General features: G+C 46.9%; 18 protein-coding genes. 13 read left to right on the plus strand and 5 right to left on the minus strand.

The genetic code is table 11. The features are described 5' to 3' along the window. Window positions 1-541 precede the first annotated feature (541 nt). From trxB to cydC, 3 genes are all read left to right on the plus strand, one after another. Window positions 542-1,501 (plus strand): thioredoxin-disulfide reductase, encoded by a 960-nt coding sequence (trxB, locus tag GVI43_RS01285; RefSeq protein WP_159564614.1) that lies wholly within the window; start codon window positions 542-544, stop codon window positions 1,499-1,501. A 151-nt stretch (window positions 1,502-1,652) separates the two neighbouring features. Then, window positions 1,653-3,422, plus strand: coding sequence for a heme ABC transporter permease/ATP-binding protein CydD (gene cydD / locus GVI43_RS01290; RefSeq protein WP_159564616.1), 1,770 nt, complete (start codon window positions 1,653-1,655; stop codon window positions 3,420-3,422). Window positions 3,423-3,424: 2 nt separating this feature from the next. Then, entirely contained in the window at window positions 3,425-5,143 is a 1,719-nt protein-coding gene (gene cydC, locus GVI43_RS01295) for a heme ABC transporter ATP-binding protein/permease CydC (RefSeq protein WP_159565063.1), read from the plus strand. An 80-nt stretch (window positions 5,144-5,223) separates the two neighbouring features. Here the strand turns inward: cydC and GVI43_RS15945 are convergent, their stop codons facing one another. After that, the gene (locus GVI43_RS15945; RefSeq protein ID WP_281350966.1) at window positions 5,224-5,355 is read right to left on the minus strand and encodes a hypothetical protein; all 132 of its coding nucleotides are present in this window, start codon (window positions 5,353-5,355) and stop codon (window positions 5,224-5,226) included. 248 nt (window positions 5,356-5,603) lie between these two features. Between GVI43_RS15945 and aat the strand changes: the two genes are divergently transcribed. Both aat and infA read left to right on the plus strand, forming a co-directional pair. Continuing rightward, window positions 5,604-6,296, plus strand: a complete 693-nt coding sequence (gene aat, locus GVI43_RS01300; protein WP_159564618.1) for a leucyl/phenylalanyl-tRNA--protein transferase — start codon at window positions 5,604-5,606, stop codon at window positions 6,294-6,296. Between the two features lie 139 nt (window positions 6,297-6,435). Then, window positions 6,436-6,654 carry a translation initiation factor IF-1 gene (gene infA / locus GVI43_RS01305; protein WP_029093554.1) on the plus strand — a complete coding sequence of 73 codons (219 nt, stop codon included), beginning with the start codon at window positions 6,436-6,438 and terminating at the stop codon, window positions 6,652-6,654. A gap of 108 nt (window positions 6,655-6,762) precedes the next feature. Here infA and clpA read toward each other — a convergent pair whose 3' ends face one another. From clpA to GVI43_RS01320, 3 genes are all read right to left on the minus strand, one after another. Further along, the gene (gene clpA, locus GVI43_RS01310) at window positions 6,763-9,045 is read right to left on the minus strand and encodes an ATP-dependent Clp protease ATP-binding subunit ClpA (RefSeq protein WP_159564620.1); all 2,283 of its coding nucleotides are present in this window, start codon (window positions 9,043-9,045) and stop codon (window positions 6,763-6,765) included. Between the two features lie 24 nt (window positions 9,046-9,069). Further along, window positions 9,070-9,393 (minus strand): ATP-dependent Clp protease adapter ClpS, encoded by a 324-nt coding sequence (clpS, locus tag GVI43_RS01315; RefSeq protein ID WP_159564622.1) that lies wholly within the window; start codon window positions 9,391-9,393, stop codon window positions 9,070-9,072. A 514-nt stretch (window positions 9,394-9,907) separates the two neighbouring features. Continuing rightward, the gene (locus GVI43_RS01320; RefSeq protein ID WP_159564624.1) at window positions 9,908-11,572 is read right to left on the minus strand and encodes an ATP-dependent nuclease; all 1,665 of its coding nucleotides are present in this window, start codon (window positions 11,570-11,572) and stop codon (window positions 9,908-9,910) included. Between the two features lie 366 nt (window positions 11,573-11,938). On the opposite strand from GVI43_RS01320, the gene hcp reads away from it, so the two are divergent. From hcp to GVI43_RS01335, 3 genes are all read left to right on the plus strand, one after another. Beyond that, window positions 11,939-13,591, plus strand: coding sequence for a hydroxylamine reductase (gene hcp, locus GVI43_RS01325; protein ID WP_159564626.1), 1,653 nt, complete (start codon window positions 11,939-11,941; stop codon window positions 13,589-13,591). 60 nt (window positions 13,592-13,651) lie between these two features. Beyond that, complete coding sequence (gene hcr, locus GVI43_RS01330) at window positions 13,652-14,659, plus strand: NADH oxidoreductase (RefSeq protein ID WP_159564628.1); 1,008 nt, start codon at window positions 13,652-13,654, stop codon at window positions 14,657-14,659. A gap of 255 nt (window positions 14,660-14,914) precedes the next feature. Further along, a complete protein-coding gene (locus GVI43_RS01335; RefSeq protein WP_159564630.1) occupies window positions 14,915-16,366 on the plus strand; it encodes a DUF2867 domain-containing protein in 1,452 nt (483 codons plus the stop codon). Between the two features lie 68 nt (window positions 16,367-16,434). Here the strand turns inward: GVI43_RS01335 and GVI43_RS01340 are convergent, their stop codons facing one another. Next, a complete protein-coding gene (locus GVI43_RS01340; RefSeq protein ID WP_159565065.1) occupies window positions 16,435-17,247 on the minus strand; it encodes an N-acetylmuramoyl-L-alanine amidase in 813 nt (270 codons plus the stop codon). Window positions 17,248-17,667: 420 nt separating this feature from the next. On the opposite strand from GVI43_RS01340, the gene GVI43_RS01345 reads away from it, so the two are divergent. The 5 genes from GVI43_RS01345 (at window position 17,668) to GVI43_RS01365 (ending at window position 22,593) form a co-directional block, all read left to right on the plus strand. Next, complete coding sequence (locus tag GVI43_RS01345; RefSeq protein ID WP_159564632.1) at window positions 17,668-18,237, plus strand: rhomboid family intramembrane serine protease; 570 nt, start codon at window positions 17,668-17,670, stop codon at window positions 18,235-18,237. A gap of 228 nt (window positions 18,238-18,465) precedes the next feature. Then, on the plus strand, window positions 18,466-18,921 hold the full coding sequence (locus GVI43_RS01350; protein WP_159564634.1) for a hypothetical protein: 456 nt from the start codon (window positions 18,466-18,468) through the stop codon (window positions 18,919-18,921). Window positions 18,922-19,116: 195 nt separating this feature from the next. After that, a complete protein-coding gene (locus tag GVI43_RS01355; RefSeq protein ID WP_159564636.1) occupies window positions 19,117-20,487 on the plus strand; it encodes a COG3014 family protein in 1,371 nt (456 codons plus the stop codon). Window positions 20,488-20,536: 49 nt separating this feature from the next. Further along, the gene (gene lpoB / locus GVI43_RS01360) at window positions 20,537-21,142 is read left to right on the plus strand and encodes a penicillin-binding protein activator LpoB (protein ID WP_211959059.1); all 606 of its coding nucleotides are present in this window, start codon (window positions 20,537-20,539) and stop codon (window positions 21,140-21,142) included. A gap of 77 nt (window positions 21,143-21,219) precedes the next feature. Then, entirely contained in the window at window positions 21,220-22,593 is a 1,374-nt protein-coding gene (locus tag GVI43_RS01365; protein WP_159564640.1) for a hypothetical protein, read from the plus strand. The last annotated feature ends 78 nt before the right edge of the window (window positions 22,594-22,671 follow it).

The raw sequence follows: 22,671 nt of genomic DNA on the forward strand, positions 1-22,671 counted from the left end.
ATGATGTAAGCCTGAGACTAAGCGCTATAACTGGTCTTTTAGTCAATATTGATAAAAGACCCATAAGAACACTTAGTTTTTTGCTAATTATAGTTAGCCCATCATTAGCATCGTCCGAAGCGTTAGCACACCGACTGTTAGCACTGCCTGAACACATGCATCACCCGATTAAACTTCATATATAAAACTGCTAAACCGCATATAAAAAGAGTAACTGTCTATTACCTTGCCGTAATCGACGCTTTTACAAATTTAACGGTTCATTTTCTTATCAGGATAATTACACACTACTGTTTTCGCAAATACCTACCTGATTGTCAAAGCAAAAGAATAAAAAAAAGCACAATTCTCTATATTTTATGATTAGACCGCTGTTTTCATTCGAATTTTATTTTATTGATAGGTTATACCTATTTCATTAATTAATAACAATCCAGTTACCTGCTTTTTTTCATACCGTATTTTCCTTACAATCACGCTAACCCATTCGGACTGTCTATTCCGATGAATGACAGTCAGTCGAATAACGTAAAGAGGTATTATGGCTATGGCCAAGCATTGCAAGCTTTTGATCTTAGGTTCTGGTCCTGCTGGTTACACGGCAGCGGTTTATGCGGCAAGGGCAAATCTGAACCCGGTATTGATTACCGGTATCGAACAGGGCGGCCAACTAACCACCACCACTGAAGTAGAAAACTGGCCGGGCGATCCTGAAGGGCTGACCGGTCCGGGCCTGATGGCACGCATGCACGAGCACGCTAAGACATTTCATACAGAGATTATTGTTGACCACATTAAGCGGGTCGATCTACAAACGCGCCCTTTCCGCCTGTTTGGCGACTCAGAAGAGTACACTTGCGATGCGCTCATTATTGCTACCGGGGCTTCAGCACAATATTTGGGGCTCCCGTCAGAAGAAGAATTCAAAGGCCGAGGCGTATCGGCCTGTGCGACCTGCGATGGCTTTTTCTACCGAGCTCAGAAAGTTGCCGTAGTCGGCGGCGGAAATTCGGCGGTTGAAGAAGCGCTGTATTTAGCCAACATTGCATCAGAAGTTCACCTTATCCATCGTCGCGATACCTTCCGTGCCGAAAAAATTCTGGTTGAACGTATGATGGAAAAAGTCCGTACCGGCAATATTGTTCTTCATACGCATAGTACGCTCCATAAAGTTCTGGGCGACAATAGCGGCGTTACCGGCGTTCGTTTGCAAAACGTCAATGACCACTCGAAACCGGAGCTAGAGCTTACCGGCGTATTTATCGCTATTGGTCATCGACCGAATACTGAAATATTTGCCGGGCAGTTAAAAATGAATAATGGTTATCTCACCGTTCAGTCAGGCTCTAACGGTAATGCAACTCAAACCAGCATTCCGGGAGTTTTTGCGGCGGGAGATGTCGCCGACCATATCTATCGTCAGGCCATCACTTCTGCGGGCAGTGGCTGTATGGCGGCATTAGATGCTGAACGCTATCTTGATGAGTTAAATGGTAAATAGTTTTTTATTGGTTTCAATTTCGTATTCCATAAGGCGGCCTTAGGTCGCCTTATGATTTTGTATCGATAGAAGGTAAAGAATAGAAGATAAAGTGATGGTATCCTAAGCCGAATATCTACAATCAGATTAGTCCTAGCTTCTTATGTCCAATATGAATAAAACAAGACAGCGCGAGCTAACCCGTTGGTTACAGCTTCAGGGTTCGCTGGCGCAGCGTTGGTTAAGGTTATCCACCCTGCTTGGTCTCATCAGTGGATTATTAATTATCGGACAAGCCTGGCTCTTAGCCACCATCCTGCAAGCACTAATTATCGATAACGTCGCCAAAGTAACATTGAGCAATTATTTTATATTGATGATTGTTACCATTGCGTTGCGCGCCGCGCTAGCATGGCTCAGGGAGCGGGTTGGCTTTATGTATGGTGCCGCAATTCGCCAACGCATTCGCAAGCAGGTTCTTGATAAGCTTGAGCAGTTGGGCCCGAGCTGGATTCAGGGTAAACCAGCCGGCAGTTGGGCAACCATGATCCTCGAACAGATTGAAGATATGCAGGACTTCTATTCGCGCTACCGGCCGCAGATGATGCTGGCCGTCATCATTCCATTACTGATTTTAGCGACCGTATTTCCCATTAACTGGGCGGCGGGAATAATTTTGCTTACCACCGCGCCGCTAATTCCCGTTTTTATGGCTTTAGTGGGAATGGGAGCGGCAGACGCCAACCGGCGTAACTTTATTGCGCTGGCCCGGCTCAGCGGCAATTTTCTCGATCGGCTAAGAGGAATCGATACCCTGCGATTATTCCGTCGGGCAGATGCAGAAGCAGAGCAGATTCGCCACGCTTCGGAAGCTTTTCGCTCCCGCACCATGGACGTGCTTAGGCTGGCATTCTTATCCTCTGCCGTTTTAGAGTTTTTTGCCTCAGTCTCGATTGCCGTAGCCGCAGTCTATTTCGGTTTTTCTTATCTGGGCGAGCTCAATTTCGGCTCTTACGGTACCAGCGTAACGCTGTTTGCCGGTTTTTTAGTTCTGATATTAGCGCCAGAGTTTTTCCAACCTCTGCGCGATCTCGGTACCTATTACCATGCCAAAGCACAGGCCATTGGCGCGGCTGAATCACTATTGACTTTTCTTGAGGCAACGTCAGATAACGCTAACGGCGAAGAACGTCAGGCATTACCAAAATGTGACAGCGTCACGCTACAAGCAACTAACCTGATGGTCATGGCGCCAAGTGGAAAAGTACTGAGCGGGCCGCTGAATTTTACGCTTCATCCCGGCCAGCGCATTGCCATTGTCGGCCACAGCGGCGCGGGTAAAAGTTCGCTGCTGAACCTGTTGCTCGGATTTATGCCTTATCAAGGGTCGATGACGATCAACGATCTCGAACTCCGTTCGATCGAACCCGCATCATGGCGCAATCATTTGAGCTGGGTAGGCCAAAATCCTCAACTGCCGGAATTAACCCTACGGGCCAACATTACGCTGTCAAACCCCGATGCCAGTGACGAGCATATCCAACGGGCGGTTAGCCGAGCCTACGTTGATGAATTCTTAGCCTTGTTACCTGATGGGCTAGACACCGAAGTTGGCGATCATGCCGCTAGGTTATCCGTTGGTCAGGCGCAGCGGGTAGCCGTTGCCAGAGCCCTACTCTCACCCTGTCGCGTTTTGTTACTCGATGAGCCGACTGCAAGCTTAGATGCTAACAGCGAAAAGTTAGTGATGAGTGCGTTATCAGAAGCGGCGAGCCAACAAACAACCATTCTCGTCACTCACCGTCTGGAAGATATTAGTGGGTACGACCAAATTTGGGTGATGGACAAAGGACAAATCGTTCAGCAAGGAGACTTTGCTACGTTATCTCAGTCGGCGGGCCCTTTTGCTGAACTATTGTCAAACCGAAGCGCGGAGATCTGATGGTGAAAACACTACTTCCTTTTTTAGCGCTCTACCGCCGGCACTGGTTTTTGCTCTCGTTAGGCATTGTTTTAGCCATTATCACCATCTTGTCGAGCATCAGCCTATTAACGATTTCCGGCTGGTTCCTTGCCGGATCGGCACTGGCCGGTTTGGCGGGTATTCTAACGTTTAACTATATGCTACCGGCTGCTGGCGTTCGCGGATCGGCGATCGTCCGAACCGCAGGCCGGTATGCAGAACGAGTCGTAAGCCACGATGCCACATTCAGAGTGTTAGCTCATTTACGCGTATTTACCTTTAAAAAGCTACTGCCTCTGTCACCGGGAGGCATCGCCCGTTTCCGCCAATCTGAACTACTGAATCGGCTGGTAGCAGACGTTGAAACGCTGGACCATCTCTATTTACGCCTGATATCGCCATTAATCAGTGCCATTGTGGTGATCGTCGTCGTCACCTTTGGCCTTAGCCTGTTAGACCTTTCCCTTGCTCTAACGCTGGGCGGAATTATGCTGTTTCTGGCGTTTGCCCTCCCGGCGATTTTCTATCGGGCGGGTAAACCTATCGGAGCCGATTTAACCGCCCTGCGCAGCGACTATCGCGGCCAACTCACATCATGGTTACAGGGTCAGGCAGAATTGGTTATTTTCGGAGCCCTACCGGCATTCCGCGCCAAGCTGGACGACATTGAGAAGCGTTGGTTATTCCGCCAGAAGCAACAGGCATCTCTGGCCGGTAGTTCTCAATCGTTGATCATATTCTCATCCGGATTAACGTTTACTCTGATCCTCTGGCTGGCGGCAAACGGCATTGGTGGCGATTCACATCCGGGAGCATTGATTGCGCTGTTCGTTTTTGTCTCTTTAGCCGCCTTTGAAGCGCTGGGACCGGTTGCCGGTGCCTTCCAGCATCTGGGGCACGTTATGGCATCGGCTAAGCGGGTCAATCAGTTGATTGAACAGCGGCCAGAAGTGACGTTCCCAGAGGGAAAAACAACCGGCTCATTACAGGCCTCTTTGTCATTAGAAAACGTTAACTTCAGCTATGACAATCAGCCATTTCCCGCATTAAACGGCATCGGGCTACATATTTCTGCCGGTGAACATATTGCCCTGCTCGGTCGCACCGGGTGTGGAAAGTCTACGCTACTTCAACTACTGACGCGGGCATGGGATCCACAGCAAGGCATTATCAAACTGAATAACATACCGCTGCCAGACTATGATGAAACCACGCTTAGAGAAATGACCGTGGTAGTCAGCCAGCGGGTGCACATTTTCAGTTCAACGTTAAGAGACAACATGCTGTTAGCGGCACCTGATGCCAGCGATAGCCAATTGGAAGAGGTTCTGACCAAGGTTGGTCTATCAGTACTGCTGGAACAAGATGGCCTCAACGCATGGATTGGCGACGGCGGGCGTCAGATTTCCGGTGGAGAACAGCGAAGAATTGGCGTTGCCCGCGCCCTGCTGCACAAAGCACCATTGATTTTGCTCGATGAACCAACCGAAGGTTTGGACGCCGATACCGAAGGCCAAATTCTACGATTGCTCAAACAACATTGTCAGCACAAGACCGTGGTACTGGTCACTCACCGCTTAACAGGGCTAGAACGGATGAACCGAATTTACGTTATGGACGCCGGGCGGATCATAGAACAAGGCACGCATCAGGAGCTACTCAGCCTACAGGGCCAGTACTTCCGCTTCCATCAACGCTAAGTTTGGTCGGCTCAAGGGGGGATTCCTCTTGAGCGTTTAGCGCGACGGCCTGCTTTATTTATTTTCTACCGTAATCATGGTCACAAACGGATAGCGCTGGGAAGGAATGCCTGTTGATAGGTATACATTGCCGAAATAGTACCGTCGAGATATAAAATTTCAGTGGTTTTAAGCCGCTCTGCGGCATATTGCGCAAACTCATAGAAATTCATCGGCCGGTTAGTCAGTAAAAAGTTGCCGCTCAGTTGGATACCTGCCTTCCACTGGCTTTAGAGAAAATCGCTGCCGCAAAGCCTGCTAAGTAACGTTAGCCGGTTTAGCAATGCCGATTATTCACGCGAATAACAATAATTATCACCGGCACGGATGGTATTACCTGCGCCGTTTGAAGATTGCAGGTATACTCTGCAATTAAGGAATCATCTTCGATGATAAATCTCTCTCAATAATCGATAGACCAATGCCAATAACTCAATTACACCCGGAATCAATTGTTTTTCCACCGGTTGAATATGCGTTGAAAGAACCTAACGGTTTACTGGCGCTGGGTGGAGATCTCTCCCCTGAGCGATTAATGAGCGCCTATCAAAACGGAATTTTTCCTTGGTTCAGTCCTGACGACCCTATTTTATGGTGGTCTCCAGATCCCAGAGCGGTTCTAATACCACAAGAACTGCATATCAGCCGCAGTATGAAAAAATTTCTGCGTAAAACTCAGTTTCAGGTGACGATAAACTCTGCGTTTGAGGATGTTATTGTGGCCTGCTCTAATGAACGCAGCGAAGGTACGTGGATTGTACCCGATATCCAACGCTCGTATTTTCAGCTTCACCAACGAGGAATTGCTCATTCGGTCGAAGTATGGGAGGAAGATACGTTGGTCGGGGGGTTATATGGTGTCGGACAAGGATTAATTTTTTGCGGAGAATCCATGTTCAGCCGTCGGGATAATGCATCTAAATTTGCGCTATATGCTTTATGCCAGCATTTCGTCAATTACGGCGGAAAACTGATTGATTGCCAAATATTAAACGATCATACGGAATCATTAGGCGCGATAGAAATTCCGCGCTCTGATTATTTACATTTTTTAAACAAACTCCAGCAGCAACAACTACCTAGAGAGTGCTGGTTACCGCAAAGGTTATTGTAAAACGGTCTGAAAACAAGCAAATGGGGCCTGCGTAAATAGCAGAACTGAGTTTTCTTTACACTCAATCCTTTACTCTTTGCTTGTTTTTCGGCATTATCTTGCCGGTTAAAAACTAAGGTAGTTACACCTAGAGGATTCGATGGCCAAAGAAGATAATATTGAAATGCAGGGCACCATTTTAGACACGTTGCCTAACACGATGTTCCGCGTTGAACTGGAAAACGGTCACGTGGTAACAGCCCATATCTCCGGTAAGATGCGTAAGAACTATATCCGTATCCTGACGGGCGACAAAGTAACTGTAGAGTTGACCCCGTACGACCTGAGCAAAGGCCGCATAATCTTCCGTAGCCGTTAATAAACTGTTATTAGCGCATCGCTGCGCAATAGCCGGTGGAGTATAACTCCAGCGCCCTTACCTCCCGGCAAGGGCGTTTATTTAAGCTACGAAACGATTAAATTTAACTTAATGTACGGCTTTCTCAATTTTAGGCTTTTTAGCACTTTCAAACTGATAGGCTAAATTACCCGCCTCCGCATCAAGCGCAACGCTGACTGACCCCCCGTTCACTAATGAGCCAAACAGTAGTTCGTTTGTCAGTGGTTTCTTCAAGTATTGCTGAATGGTTCTGGCCATCGGACGCGCGCCCATCGCTTTATCATAGCCTTTCTCAGCCAGCCAATGGCGAGCATCCTGACTGACTTCTAACGAAATGCCTTTAGCATCGAGCTGCGCCTGTAGTTCAACAATAAACTTATCAACCACCTGTTGAATCACTTCGGCAGAAAGATGGTTAAACCAAATAATGCCGTCTAAACGGTTGCGGAACTCTGGGGTAAATAATTTCTTAATTTCGCCCATTGCATCGGTGGTGTTGTCTTGGTGTTTAAAGCCAATAGACTCACGCTGAGTTTCGCGCACGCCAGCATTGGTGGTCATCACTAAGATGACGTTACGAAAATCAGCCTTGCGCCCGTTGTTATCGGTCAGGGTTCCGTTATCCATAACCTGCAGCAGTAGGTTGAATACGTCCGGATGCGCTTTCTCTATTTCGTCTAATAACAGCACGGAATGAGGATGCTTGATCACCGAGTCAGTCAACAGACCACCTTGGTCAAATCCTACGTACCCCGGAGGAGCACCAATCAAACGGCTAACCGTATGGCTCTCCATGTACTCTGACATATCAAAACGCAGTAGCTCGATGCCCAGCGCCTTTGCCAGCTGAACTGTCACTTCTGTTTTACCAACGCCGGTCGGCCCGGCAAACAGGAATGAACCAACGGGTTTACGATCGTCACCCAGACCGGCACGGCTCATTTTGATTGACTCAGTTAACGCTTCAATTGCCTTATCCTGACCAAAAATCATCATGCCAATGCGTTCAGACAACGTTTTAAGTACGTTACGATCGTCGGCTGAAACCGTTTTTTCTGGGATCCGCGCAATGCGCGATACGATCAGTTCGATATCGCTGACGTTAACCGTTTTCTTACGGCGACTGGCCGGTAACAAACGGCAGTAAGCCCCTGCTTCATCAATCACATCGATGGCTTTATCGGGCAAATGGCGATCGTTAATATATTTAACCGACAGCTCAACCGCAGCGCGAATAGCCTTCGCCGTATAACGCACATCGTGATGGCTTTCATATTTAGATTTAAGCCCGGTCAGAATTTGCACCGTTTCTTCTGCCGTAGGCTCAGTAATATCAATCTTTTGGAACCGGCGAGCCAGCGCGCGGTCTTTCTCAAAGATATTGCTGAATTCCTGGTAGGTCGTTGATCCCATCACCCGAATTTTACCGTTAGACAACATCGGCTTAATCAGGTTAGCCACATCGACCTGACCGCCTGAAGCCGCTCCGGCACCAATAATAGTGTGGATTTCATCAATAAACAGAATGCTGTTCTTATCGGCTTCCAGCTGCTTTAACAGCGATTTGAAGCGCTTCTCGAAATCACCGCGATACTTGGTACCAGCCAGTAATGAACCGATATCCAATGAATATACGGTGCATTCAGCGACGGCATCAGGAACATCGCCCTGCACAATTCTCCACGCAAGGCCTTCCGCAATCGCGGTTTTACCCACCCCAGACTCACCGACCAAAAGCGGATTATTTTTACGACGACGGCACAACACCTGAATCGTCCTTTCCAGCTCAACTTCCCGGCCAATCAGCGGATCGATACCGCCATTTTGCGCCAGTAGGTTTAAGTTTGAAGTGAAGTTATCCATCCGGTCTTCAGTGCTGGTCTGTTCATCTTCACTTGGAATAGCGCCCTGCGGGCCAGATTCATCGCTGAAACCGTCTTTTCGCGTTCCGTGAGAAATAAAATTCACGATATCTAAGCGGCTAACATCGTGCTTACGCAGTAAATAAGCAGCATGTGACTCTTGTTCACTGAAGATTGCTACCAGCACGTTTGCACCGCTGACTTCCGTCCGGCCTGATGACTGAACGTGGAAGACCGCCCGTTGTAAAACGCGTTGAAAACCTAACGTTGGCTGGGTGTCTTGTTCAGGGGTTCCTTCCGGCAATACGGGGGTATTCTGGTTAATGAACGATTCCAGTTCATGATGTATCGCCACAATATCAACCTGACAGGCGTCGAGTGCCTCTCTTGCAGCCGGATTGCTCAATAAAGCTAACAGTAAATGTTCTACTGTCAGATATTCATGACGCTGTTCTCTTGCCGTAGCAAAGGCCATGTTGAGACTGAGTTCCAGTTCTTGATTAAGCATGGGCACCTCCACATAATTGCCTTTTCAGGCTTTTTCTAACGTACACAACAATGGGTGTTCATTTTCACGCGCATAGGTATTTATTTGCGTGACCTTAGTCTCTGCGACTTCGGCGGTAAACACGCCACATACTGCTTTACCATGGTAATGAACGGTCAACATTAACTGCGTAGCGCGTTCAATATCATAGGAAAAAAACTTCTGCAGCACCTCAATCACAAACTCCATCGGCGTATAATCATCATTGTTCAGTATAACCTGATACATCGAAGGTGGCTGTTTGAGCGCTTCATCTAATTCGGCATCGGCTATCTCTTCAAAGCTTAGCCAATCATGTAATTTATTCATTTCTAAAGTGCCATTTTGATCTAACGCTTTCCGTATTCGGGACATCTATCAAATATTCTGCCTTAGTTACCATAATAATTGTTATTTAAATTTAATCGTAGCCTAAACTTAGCAATACTATTGCCACCGGCTTGATGCCAAAGTTGACAGTAACTGGAAAATATATACTTTAAAATCATAATGATAAATTCCAAGCATGATTAAATCATAGCTTAAAATAATACTTTTTCAGCAGTTTCATTTTTTATATTTTGACCCTGAAATATTATTTCCCTACTAATAATAAGGCTAATAAACTCAGGTTATTCAAATGACATCACCGGTATTTTTATCATGTTCAGCGATTTTGATGGCGATAACAGCGTTTAATAACGGATCGCAATGAAAAACATGATTAAATATATGAGGGCAGCGGAGAATAAATCAACGCACTATCGAAAATAATAATGCGTTAATCATCAATTGAACCGACGAAGTTGGGCTAATTTAATTGAGCTAATTTAGCTGTGCCAATTTAGTTAGCCCGACCTCTGGCAAGCCAGAGAATTCGAGAAAACATTTTTCTAAGCAATGGCGGTACGCTGTTCGTTCCCAGCTCGCCGGCACGCTCCGCCACTTCAATCGCCAAGTCGGGTTTAGAACTATGCTGAATCGCTTTGCTGATTATCTTGCGCATCGGCATGTGGATATTTACCGGTAAACCTGAGGCCTGATGGTAAACATCGCTAAATCCTTCCCGATACATAAAGTTTTCCATATCCAGCGCAGGAAGCTGAGTTAATCGTTCCCGATCGCCGTCAGGGGAACCGTTCAAAAATGAGCGCACGGTCTCTGCGTATTTTTTACCGGCGTCATCACCATCCACTAAAACATGCCATTCAATTCCCATGCGGCTGGCATATTTTAACAACGGTTTTAACCCGCTTTGAGCAAACTCAATAACCTTAATACCCTCGGTTTCAAAGTGATAGCCACACTGCCGGGCAAGCTCGGTCAGCAACCAAACTTCCGTTTCGCCTTCCACCAGTAGCCAGCTTCTGGCAAACAGTGACGAAGCCCGGTTGAGGCGAATGTGAAAAGAGATACGCCGCCGTTCCTGAACGTTAAGCGCCCCGGCTTCAAGATGATAGGCTGCGACTCGATTAGATTGGCGCACCAAACGATACACATTCTCCAGAGGAGCCAGCGCCAGAAGATCGCCGGAATTGGTGGTGGTAATTTTCTGTAGCGGTAGGTTACTTAATAAGCCCCAGGCGGCAGAGAGCATAATCGGATGCAGTCGGCTTTCCGGATCTTCAATCAAGAGCAAGGGCACGGCCCGTGAATCTAGATTTCCGGCATGTTTAGACTGTATCAGGGTGGAAAATACGCCCAACAGAATTAACCGCATATTGCGGCTCTCTGGCTCTGAAATCAGCTGATTAAGGTAATTTAATGATTGCCATACTTGAGGGTTTTCACGGTATTTGTCATTTTTTATTCGCGCCGAATCATCGCTTTCACTCGCCCCTTGGGCGGCAAAGTAGTGTTTCAGCAAACCATGAATGGCCTGTAATCCCTGTTTTAAATCTTTATTGCTCAGTTTTTGCGGATTGCATTCCAGCTCTTTTGCAAGCTTCGACAGCTGTTGGGCCATCTCAACGTTTTCCGACTCAGGAAACAGGCTACCTTGCCTTAATCTACGATTAAAACGAGCATCACGCAGGCGTAATACCGGGTGAAGACGTACCATCTCTTTTGCCAGATGCTCAACGTTTTCCAGCACCAGTTGGTGGCCAGCTACGTCAAGAAAAGAGCGGGAAGTAATAACGCTGCCGTCATTCTGAAGTTCCCCTTCCAGACGATAAAGGATTCGAGAACGGCCATTGTTCCCTTTAACCCAAAGCGGAGCCAATTCATGAAATTTAGGCAGGTCGGGGGAATTAATTTCTCTGGTGCTGAACGTCAGAACAATCTGTAAATGCTCCTGTTTGGCGGTTTCATCGCCCAAAGGATAGTGAAAATCATGGGGTTTAAACGCATACAGTTCATCATCGGGCGAGAACAATAGCGTGAGAGCATCAAGCAGGCTGGACTTACCCCAGGCGTTTTCACCAATCAAAATGACATTGTCATTTAATTCAAGTGACAGGCGGTTTATACCGCGAAAACCAACAATCTCAACGCGCTCTAGATACATCCGCTCTCTCCATTATTGCTGACGGTCAAGGGTAAATCCGGCCATAATTTATTGAGTAACAACATAATTATATGTCACTTAAATTAAACAACTGCAACAATAATAAAAAATCACCGAATAGGGGTGCCTGACTAACCCTGTATCAACCTCTATGTAGCTAGCCTCGCCTTTAACCGCAACCGGTTCACTGCGACTCTTCATCAATATCCCCATGAATTCCTGTCCCGGATTGCTGAGCGCTTTAGTGAAATTTATTGATATAAATCAATCAAGATTAAAGTTGCATTAAAAACTCCTTTTTAACTTATTGCCGTAGGTCTAACATAAACATGAATATAAAATACAACTTATAAAGGTGTAACTATTATGTATTGCGTGCAATGTGAACAAACTATCCGTACTCCTGCAGGAAATGGCTGCTCTTACGCCCAAGGCATGTGCGGTAAAACATCGGAAGTGTCTGATTTACAAGATCTGCTGGTAGCCGTTTTAGAAGGCCTGTCGGCATGGGCTGTTAAAGCCAGAGACTTAGGGATTATTGACCATCGGATTGATACTTTCTCACCAAAAGCGTTTTTTGCTACCCTGACCAACGTTAACTTTGACTCCGATCGCATCATTGGTTATGCAAAAGAGGCCATTACGCTGCGTCAGGATTTAGCGGCTCGCTGCAAGGCCGTGGATGCTAACGTTAAACTAGACCATCCGATGGCTTCTCTTCAGCTCGCCAGCGATCGGCTTTCCGATCTGCTCGATCAGGCCACTGAATTTGCCTTAAACAAAGATAAAGTTGAAATCGGCGACGATATTCATGGCCTGCGTATGCTATGCCTGTACGGTTTGAAAGGCGCGGCAGCCTATATGGAACATGCGTTAGTCTTGGGCCAATACGACGACAATATCTATGCTGAATATCATAAAATAATGGCGTGGCTGGGCACCAATCCGAGCGATATGGCAACCCTACTGGATAACGCGATGAACATCGGCAAAATGAATTTCAATATCATGGCGATCCTTGACCATGGTGAAACCAGTATCTATGGCGATCCTACTCCAACGTCCGTCAACGTTAAGCCTATCGCCGGCAAAGCAATTCTGATTTCAGGCCATGACTTAAAAGATTTACGCATGCTGTTGGAACAAACCGAAGGAAAAGGCATTAATGTCTACACTCACGGTGAAATGTTACCGGCCCACGGTTACCCGGAACTGCGCAAGTACAAACATATGGTCGGTAACTACGGTAGCGGCTGGCAAAACCAGCAGGCTGAGTTTGCTAAATTCCCCGGCCCGATAGTCATGACCTCTAACTGTATTATCGACCCAAACGTTGGTAATTATGGCGACCGTATCTGGACGCGCAGCATTGTTGGCTGGCCGGGCGTCAAACATCTTGACGGCGATAGCTTCAGCGCGGTTATCGATCAGGCCCAAAGTCTGGCCGGTTTCCCGTATGACGAGCTGGAACATATGATTACCGTTGGTTTTGGTCGCCAAACGTTACTTAACGCGGCCGATACCGTTATCGATTTAGTCTCTCAGAAAAAGCTTCGCCACGTATTTTTAGTCGGCGGCTGTGACGGTAGCCGCAATGAACGTAGCTACTACACTGATTTTGCCCGTAGCGTTCCTCAAGACTGCCTGATAATGACGCTGGCCTGCGGTAAATACCGTTTTAATAAGTTAGATTTTGGCACGCTGGAAGGCCTGCCTCGCCTGCTCGATGTCGGCCAATGCAACGACGCATACTCCGCCATTATGCTGGCCGTTAAGCTGTCTGAAAAACTGGGCTGTACGGTCAATGACTTACCGCTCACGCTGGTACTTTCATGGTTTGAACAAAAAGCTATCGTCATTTTACTCACCTTACTGGCCCTTGGGGTAAAAGACATTTACACCGGCCCTACCGCTCCCGGATTCCTGACGGACAACCTAATGAGCGTGCTAAAAGACAATTTTGGTATGCGCTCAATTACCACCGTAGAACAAGATATGAGCGAGATCTTAAGCGCATAAGATCGACTTCACCTGCCCGGGCGCGGCTAACATCGCGCCCGATAATTCAAGGTTCATGATATGACAATGCCAACCCCTCGATGTCCGAATCAGATGCAGGTCCATAGCATCCGTCAGGAAACCGCCGACGTCTGGACGCTGGAGCTGATAACTCAGGACGTCTACCCTTACTTACCCGGCCAGTATGCATTGGTTAGTATTCGTAGCAGCCATACCACGCTTCGGGCTTATACCATTTCCTCCTCTCCCGGGCTCAGCCGATTTATCACGCTGACCGTACGCCACCAGCCAAACGGAGAAGGATCGACATGGCTAACTCATGAAATTAAACCGGGTAATACCCTTTGGCTTTCCGACGCTCAGGGCGAATTTACCTGCGCAAACAAAGCCGATAGCCACTATCTGATGCTGGCCGGTGGCTGTGGCATTACCCCCATAATGTCAATGAGCCGCTGGCTATTAGCCAAACGGCCGCACAGCGATTTGATTGTGTTTTATAACGTACGTACCCCGCCTGACGTGGTATTTGCCGAAGAGTGGCAACGGCTTACCGAACGTTATCCAACCCGGTTAACTCTTTACCTGATGGCAGAAAATGGCGCGACAGAAGGCTGCCTATCGGGGCGTATTTCATCACAATTACTTAACGAAAAAGTCGCTGATATTTCGCAGCGTACGGTGATGACCTGCGGCCCGGCGGCCTATATGGCCGAAGTTGAAAAAATCGGCCTCGCGATGGGCGTACCCGCTGAACGTTTCCATAAAGAGCAGTTTCACACCGCGGCTGAATGCGTTAGTGCCGACGAACCTCGCATTAACCTGATGATTCATAGCTTAAATAAAACCGGCAGCGCGCCGGTTGGAACCTCGCTGCTGTTCGCTATGGAGCAGAATAGCGTTCCGGTCATCGCCGCCTGCCGTTCCGGCGTTTGTGGTTCGTGTAAAACCAAGATCGTTAAAGGTTATTACACCACCACCAGCCAAATGACGCTGACCAACGATGAAATTGCGCAGGGTTACGTTCTGGCCTGCAGCTGTCGGTTAGACGGTGATGTCGAGCTGGCGTAGTTCTTATTGATATTTTCGGCGTTGAGCACCACGTCTTAAATGGCCAGTAAAGTAGTCTGGCTTAACGCCAATACTTATCGGCAACCTCAAGGGCCTGCTCAGGCCCTTTCTTTTTCAATATTGCATAACGCTTCGCAATAGAAAGATTTTTAGCCTGAAGACCGATCAATTTATGACCACCCTTTGCTATTTATGCTAGAGTTCAGAAAGATAACATTCCCATAACTTAATAAGAACAGTAGTCGGGCTCATTTTATGACGTCACAACGCATCTTAATTCTGGGAGCCAGTGGATATATCGGTCAGCGCCTTATCCCCTACCTTACATCACAGGGTCATCAGGTTACGGCGGCGGCCAGACGAATCCAGTGGCTAGAAGAGCAACATATACCTCACGTACAGTGTCAGTACGTTGACCTGTTCAAACCTGAAACAATCCCTCCTGCACTAAATAATATCGATGTGATCTACTATCTGGTTCATAGCATGGGCGAGAACGCTGACTTCCTCTACAGCGAAAAGAAATCAGCCCAGAATTTACAGCAGGCCTTACGCCATTCAAACGTTAAACAGATTATCTTCCTCGGTGCCCTGCAGCCAAAAGAAGGCAGCACGTCTCAGCATTTACTTGCACGGAAAATAACCGGTGAAATGCTACGCGCCAGCGGTATTCCAGTTACCGAACTGCGAGCGGCAATTATTATTGGCGCAGGCTCAGCGGCGTTTGAAGTGATGCGGGACATGGTATATAGCCTGCCAATCCTAACGCCACCGCGCTGGGTGCGTTCAAAATCATCACCGGTTGCGATAGAAAATCTATTGGTTTACCTGTCAGAAATACTCAACCATCCGTCCGATCTACATCGTATTTTTGACGTCGGCGGGCCTGAATATATTAGCTATCAAAATATGTTTGAGCGTTTTATTGCTATTACATCGAAAAAGCGCTGGATTATCCCCATTCCGCTGCCAACCCGGCTGATCTCAGTTTATTGGCTAAATATGATCACCACGGTACCAACCAGTATCGCTAAGGCGCTGATCGAAGGCTTAAAATATAATCTGCCCGCTGATTCAGAACCGCTACAAAAGCTGATCCCACAACGGTTAATTAACTACGACGACGCCGTATTAACCACCCTGCATCAAGAGCAGTCGGCGGTAAACTCCGCCGACTGGGGCTACGACCCGGAAGCCCGTGCTCGCTGGTGCCCCGATTATGCCTTCTATGCTAAGCATGCGGGTTACACCGTAAAAACGACCGCCAGCCCGGAAAACATCTGGAAAGTCGTTCAACAGATAGGCGGCCATGAAGGCTATTTCTATGCGAACTACCTATGGAAAATCAGAGGCTGGATAGACGACATGTTTGGCGGCGAGCGTCGCTATGGCCGGCCTGAAAAACGCCAGTTGGCCGTCGGCGATCGGATAGATTCATGGAAAGTGATCACCGTCAGGCCACTGCGCCAAATTGCGATGCTATTTGGCATGAAAGCGCCGGGGCTGGGAAGGCTAACCCTGAACGTTGACTGTGCGGACAAAATTCGTCAAATCGACGTTCGCGCCTGGTGGCACCCTGCCGGATTTGGTGGATTACTCTATTGGTTCGCAATGATGCCAGCCCACCTGTTTATTTTTAAAGGCATGGCGAAACGTATCGCATTTTTAGCGGAAGAGTTAGAGCGCAGCGCGCCGTCCGACGATTAATGCGGCAGCAGAACGCCAGCACCTTGCGTAAAAACCAGACCATAGCCGTTTGAGCCAGCTGCCGAGGGCTACCGTGGGTATTTGTCTAATAGCGCGTCCAAAATCGCCAGCGTCTCTACGTCAGGTACTCCGGAATAATCGGTTGGCCTGAAGTGCATTTGAAAAGCTTTAACCACCCGAGAAGTTTCTTCGTCCATCACGCCGGTCTCCGGCACCTGATAGCCATACCGGCTCAGGTTATTCTGTAATGCTTTGACATCAATAGCTGCTTCTGACCGGCGCTGAATCAAATAACGGTTAACCGTTTGAGCATCCGGCCATGCGCCAACGCCAGCGTCAGCTAACTTTTCCCACGGAAATAACGGGCCGGGATCGACTTTACGCCCCGGTGAAATATCGCTATGGCCAACAACGTTAACCGCAGCAATCCCATTACGCTGAATAATATCGCGCGACACCGCAATCACCAGCTCAATCTGGCTATCGGTAAAGGGCTGCCAGTGACCGATTCCCTTGGCTTTATTAAAGCCAAGGTTAACAATTTCAATTCCCAAAGACGTGTCGTTAAGGTTGGTACGCCCACGCCAATAGCTGGCACCCGCGTGCCAGGCCCGCATAGACTCAGGCACGAGCTGTAATGCAATCGGCTGACCATTCTGAGTGTCGGGCTCGGTATCGATCAGATAATGAACGCTAACGTTATCACCGGTAAGAATTTCCCGTGACGTCGGAAAATCTCCCGCCGTGTAATGAAAGACTAAAAAGAGGACCCGCGGTTCAGCCCCTTTGGCGCGATAAGAATCATCAACCCAATAATTGCCACGATGGTGTAAGGAGCTACAGCCCGAATTGAATAGGCTCAGAATGGCTAAAACCAACATAGACCAATAGCGCCAACCGTGACCCGATAAACAGCGCTTAGCTAAAACTGCCCTTCTCATCGTACTCGCTACCTTGTATTACCGTTATCGTTAGACTGACGTTCATTATGTCTACAAATTACCTCTTCTGTCCAAAACAGCCCAGCCTTATTTACCGCGCGTTTTTCATGAATATCATCAGGAGAACAAGAAATAGCCAAATTAAATGAAATGAAATGCGGCCCAACGATTAACCAACGGTGCAGAAGAAAACTTATTTTGAGCTGGCTGAAATACGCGACCTTATGCCACCAGCAGAAGGAAAACGCTGACAACCAATAAAATAGGATTTTATGTATAATAACGCTGATGTTGGCGAACGTGTTGTAACTCAGCCTATTGATTGAGTTGAAAATGTAGATGTCTGGGAAAATAATTTTAGTGAAACAATGGATAAAACAGCGAGTCTGGGTACTGAGTATATTAGCCATAGTGCTAATGGCGATAGCCTGTGCAAACTCATTGACCGGCAATGCACTAAATAGCTTTGGCATACTTCCCCGAACTAGCCGGGGGTTGATCGGCATATTATGCGCACCTTGGCTACATAGCGACTGGGAGCATGTATTTAGCAATCTACCTATATTATTAATTCTCAGCGCATTATTGATTACCGGCTCTGTGCGTTATTATATTGTTTCTAGCGTATATATTATTTTGTTAAGCGGCTTTTTAGTTTGGCTCTTTGCCCGTTCGGCGATTCATATTGGTGCCAGCGGATGGATTTTTGGCCTATGGGCTTTGTTGCTAGCCCGAGCCTTTACTCAAAGAAGAATTCTAGATTTTATTTTTGCCATATTGGTCTTTATCTATTACGGCACTATTGCATCAGGCATGTTGCCCGGGGTACCCAGTATATCGTTTGAAGCGCATATTGCCGGTGCTATTTCTGGTTTAAGCTACGCCCTGCTTACCCGCCGCAGAAACCCTATGATTAAACGCCTAGATTAATCAGAATAAATACCGCCATAATGACCAGACCAGAAAGTATATTCACCTCTGCTTTTTAGCATTAAACGCTTTATTTTATACACCGATTAAAGCACACTGGTTAACAGAGACGCGCGTAGCCATAACAAGATTTACATTATTAACAATATCGTGATCCAGCTCAAAATATATAAATCTGACGTCTAAATAACGTATATTTGATGTTTCTATTTTATGGATAAAGTGGATATGGACAACGCGGCACTTGAAAACTACTTAGCAGACACGCTTGCAGACATAGCGTTTCATCAGTCTAAACGTAATCAACTTAAGGCATTAGGGCAAATGCTGATGCCGTTCAGCGTTTTGTATAATTGTGGTTTTGGCTCAGTCAGCGCTCAGCTATTCTCCGTCCGACATTATATTAAACCCACTCTAATGCGGTTAGCGGTAATCATAAAACCCCACGGCATCAGCGGTACTCAGCCTAAAATTGCTTCATCCCCCCATTTTGCTCAAAAAAAATGCTGCCGAAACAAAATTCGTTCAATGCTAAGCCAGACCCTCAACGGTGCCGAAATCCGTATTTTTACTATTGTGGGCTATGGATTAACTGAATCCATCACTCTGCTTAACGGCAGCGTTAATCGGGCAAAGAGTGGCTCTCAGCAACAATCCGATAAACCGTGGGCGCAGTTTAGTTAAATGAAAAAGACGCTAAAACATGAAGGAACGGAGGTAAAGAAAACGAACATAGCATTTAAGTTTACCGTACAAGAAAAGGTGGATATACTCCCTGTCACAAGGAAGTTTTACCCTACGCAAAGATTGCATAAAGTTTCCTCACCTCGCAGTGCCCTCTATGCAAAACCGTTACTTTCTCTACAAAATAGAATACATATGAATAATAAAATAAAACGTATAACTCTTTGTTGTAGCATAGTTTTAACCTTAGCGGCCTGTTCTAATCCGCCATCGCGCAAAAACTATGATTACGCGCTTTCACAAGGGCAAATTGAATTAGCTGAGAAAATTTCGTTAGAAGAAGGCGTTGATGCCACTACCGATACGGCAACGGAACTTTTATGGTCACTTGAGGCCGGTGCAATATTACGTATCGCGAATCAGGTAGATCGCTCAACAAAGGTGTTAGACGGTAGTGAATTATTGATTAAAGACGATGAAACCCAAAATTTGGCGTCTTCAAGCCTGAGTCAGGCTGCATCAATGGTAGTTAACGATAACGTAATGAGCTATACCCCACGCGTTTACGATCGGGTGATGGTAAATACCTATAAAGCATTAAACTTTTGGCAGCAGGCTAACTTCAGCGATGCTCGCGTAGAATGGAACCGGGTCGATGACCGCCAACGCCGCGCCGCCGAATATTTCTCTAAAGAGATCAATGCACAAAAGTCTGAAGTTAAAAGTAATAATATCGGTAACAGCTATTCCCAATCAATGGAAGCGCTTGAAGGCGCTGGCATCGACGTTTCCAAGTGGGCACCGTATGACGGCTATATTAACCCCGCCTCTTTATACTTACACGGTCTGTACTTCCTAATTAACAGCGAGAGCGCTGCCGATTATAATAAAGCAAAAGAAAGCCTGAAACGTGCCTATGCACTAACCAGAAGTAATCAGGTTCGTGCTGATATTACGCTGGCTAACAAAGGTCGCTCAGTCGCTCCGGGAGTGTGGGTTATTTTTGAAAACGGTCTGGCGTCAAGAAAAGTTGAGCGGCGCATCGATCTACCGCTAATTTTACTGACCAACAAAGTTGCTTATACCGGCATGGCTTTACCCGTTTTAGAATCAGGGGCTCCGGCTTACCCTTACCTATCGGTAAACGGTTCTCAGAAGACTGAATCTCTTGCCAGCATGGATAAGATTATCGAAGGCGAATTTAAAACTGAATTCAACGGTATTTTGATCAAAGAGATCTCCCGGGCAGTTTTGAAAACTGCTGCTCAGGCAACAATGATGAACTCGGACAACAAAACGGTGAAGCTTATTGGCGCATTGACCGGTGTTGCCCAAGCCGTAAGCACACAGGCCGATATCCGCAGTTGGCATGCATTACCCTATGATTTTCAGGTCGCTTACGTCAAGTGGCCAAAAGGAGGACAGATTCAGGTCAGTCCTCCAGGAGGCGCAGCAATTAACGTTGACTTACCCGCAACGCCTCAGCCCGTAGTCGTTTATGTGAGAGTCGTGAACGCGAGTTCTGCTCCACAAATTAACGTATTAACTAGTAAAAATGCGATATAACTATCGCTCTGATCTTTAAACTGTATTGAGAACTTTAATAATGAACATTTTGAATAGAAAAACATTTCTTGCCGCTGCTCTAGCACTATCGTTAGCCGGTTGTGCCCAGGAAGGCGCTTATTATGTAGATAGTTCTTCTGATAGCGTTGCCGTTATGGGTCTGGATTACAAAGACTTCGAAATGGCTGCCAACAGCATGGTTGAAGATATGCTGAGTTCAGACCTACTGGTTCACCCACAAGGTGGCCGCTACGTTTTAACCGTTACCGGCATTATCAATGACACCGACCAACGTATCGATACCGATCAGTTAACCAAAAAGATCCGTACTAGCCTGTTAAACTCGGGCCGTTTTGTGGTAACCACGGCTATCAACGCCAACGGCCCGGAAGACGAAATGACGCGTAAAGTTCGTCAGTTACGTAATTCTAAAATGGTTAACCAAAAAACCGTTAAGAAAGATGGCCGCGTAATTGCCCCTGACTTCTCATTAACCGGTAAAATCATTCAACAAAATCAACGTGTAAATTCTAAAACACAGCAGGTTGAATACTATTTCCAATTAACGCTGACCAACTTGGATGACGGTTTAGCTTATTGGGAGAAAGAGTACCCAATCATCAAGCGTGGCGACAACCGCAGCGCTAGTTGGTAAGGTCGGTGTCGTGCTGGATGCCGACTTAATGGCATCCGGTACGGCGTATAATATTTTTAGCCATTAGGGCTTTCTTAATGAAAAAATGGATATTGGTACTTGTAGGCCTTTTGGCAGTTTCACCTGCAGTTTATGCAAAAATTGAAACTGTTGATGCTCAGGGATATGGCGAGACCTACGAAAAAGCAGTTGACGCTGCTTTGGCTGATGCCGTTCGTCAGGTTAACGGAATGACCGTAAGTACTCAGTCAGAACGCGCTGGTGATTATGTTCGTATTAAAGATAAAGCTGATGCCAACATTGAAGGAAAAGGCACCTACGTTCAGGATACTAAGAACAAAGATGACTCTTTCCTTGGCAACAAAGGTGTAAACAGTACTAACACCGAGAATCTGGACGTTAACGTTGGCGGCAACGCTAACCGTGAGGTAACCGTTAACTCGGGTAAAGCCGCACAGATTAATACCCAAAGTTCAGGTACGGTAAAAGGCTATAAGGTTAAAACCCGCGACTGCGATACGAAAGGATGTACCGTTATTCTGAGCGTAGAGATTGATAAGTTAGAGCGCAAAACGTCTCAAGCTAGCGCTAAGCGTGACCGTCTGGCCGTCATTACTACCGGTAACCGAAGCCGTTCAGGTTTTGCAAATTCTCTGCGTCAGGAAATTACTGACCGTATCGTGCAATCACAGCGTTTTACCGTTCTGGATCGCAGCACCACTAACGAAAAAGCGTTTGAGCAAGAAGAAGCGTTCTTAGAAGGTCGCCAGAGCAATGGAAGTGACGTCAGACAAGACGCTATTCCTGCTGATTACCTGTTGGTCATCAACGTCACTGAGGCGGGTGTCAATACAACAACCCGAGTAACCAGCGTTGATTTAACCGGTGAGTTTGACGTTTCGCGCACCAGTAAAACCAAAGTCACCGTTCGTTATTCACTGCTTGAAGCGGCAACTCACGGGATTCAATGGTCTGACTCTAGCGTATTTGAACAAGGCGGTCGTTATTTAGAAACCGCTCGCCAGCAAATCAGCGACGTGATTGCTGACAAAATTGTCAACAAGTTGACTCCAGCTAAAGTCGTTAGCGTAGCCAGCGGTAAAGTGATTATTAACCGTGGCGAAGCCATGACCTACTTAGGCGATCGTTTTGATATCTACTCTCAGGGCGAAGCACTTGTCGATCCTGATACCGGTGAAACCTTAGGGGCAACCGAAGAGAAAGTCGCTACCATCACCATTGATAGCATTAAAGACAAAATTTCTTACGGTACGGTTGAAAGCGGAAAAATCGAGGCTATCGAAAAAGGCGCCATCGCCCGATTAGCGCCGCCGCTACCGCCGGTAGAGAAGGCCTCTGACAATAAGAAAACGACTAAGACTAGCACCAAACCAAAGCCAAAAGCTGATTCGCAAAAGCTCGGCGATTCTGGTGGCGTTTTCCTCAAGTAAAGTCAGTTGGTCAATCATCATTAAACCAGCTAAAAAGCCAACCCTCGGGTTGGCTTTTTTTTTGTATTATTATCAGGC

The organism is Budvicia diplopodorum, from assembly GCF_009800925.1.
Lineage (GTDB): Bacteria > Pseudomonadota > Gammaproteobacteria > Enterobacterales > Enterobacteriaceae > Budvicia > Budvicia diplopodorum.